This is a genomic window from Streptomyces sp. NPDC041200 (assembly GCF_055591805.1).
This window is the reverse complement of sequence record NZ_JBVIZF010000140.1, coordinates 1-1,079: the sequence shown is the minus strand read 5'-3', so window position 1 is coordinate 1,079 and position 1,079 is coordinate 1. Positions and strand designations below refer to the sequence as shown.

Sequence of the window (1,079 nt, the reverse complement as noted above, 5' to 3'; positions counted from 1 at the left end):
CGCAGCGGCCGTTCCAGATGCGCGTCCAGATGGGCGCACACCTCGTCCAGCGCGTCCGCGAACACCGGGTACGTCTCGTACAGCTCACGGCCCATCCCGAGCCGCTGGCTGCCCTGACCCGTGAACAGGAACGCCACCTTGCCGCCCGCCACCGAGCCCTCGACCAGGCCCGGCACATCGGACTCGCCCGCCGCCAGCGCCGCGAGACCGGCGAGCAGCGCGTCCCCGCCGTCAGCGGTGAGCACGGCCCGGTGGTCCATGGCGGTGCGGGTCGTGGCCAGCGAGTAGGCCACGTCGGTGGCGGCCGGTGCGGCGTCGCCGCCGAGGTGGGCCAGCAGCCGTTCGGCCTGACCGCGTACGGCGGCCGGGGACTTGGCCGACAGCACCCACGGCACCGTCGGCAACTCCACCGCCGGAGTGGCGGCCGGGGCGGCCGGGGCGGCCTCCGGGGCCGGGGCCTGCTCCAGCACGGTGTGCGCGTTGGTGCCGCTGATGCCGAACGCCGACACCGCCGCTCGGCGCGGACGGCCGGTCTCCGGCCACTCCCGCGCCTCCGTCAGCAGCTCCAACTCACCGGCGGACCAGTCGACGTGCGGCGTCGGCTCATCCACGTGCAGCGTCTGCGGCAGCACACCGTGTTGCAGCGCCAGCACCATCTTCATCACGCCCGCCACACCGGCAGCCGCCTGCGTGTGGCCGATGTTGGACTTGATGGAGCCGAGCAGCAGCGGCTTCCCCTCGGGGCGGTCCTGGCCGTAGGTGGCCAGCAGCGCCTGCGCCTCGATCGGGTCACCCAGCTTCGTCCCCGTACCGTGCGCCTCGACCGCGTCCACCTCGGCGGCCGACAGACCGGCACCGGCCAGCGCCTGCCGGATCACCCGCTGCTGCGACGGACCGTTCGGCGCCGTCAGACCATTCGACGCACCGTCCTGGTTGATCGCCGAGCCCCGCACGGTCGCCAGCACGGTGTGTCCGTTGCGCCGGGCGTCCGACAGCCGCTCCACGAGCAGCATGCCGACACCCTCACCCCAACCGGTGCCATCCGCACCCGCCGCGAAGGCCTTGATACGGCCATCCGC

At 73.9% G+C, this 1,079-nt stretch carries 1 protein-coding gene; it reads right to left on the bottom strand.

Features of this window, described 5'->3' with window-relative positions:
• On the bottom strand, nucleotides 1-1,079 hold a 1,079-nt coding region (locus ACZ6CL_RS43020), incomplete at both ends, for a ketoacyl-synthetase C-terminal extension domain-containing protein (protein ID WP_468947054.1).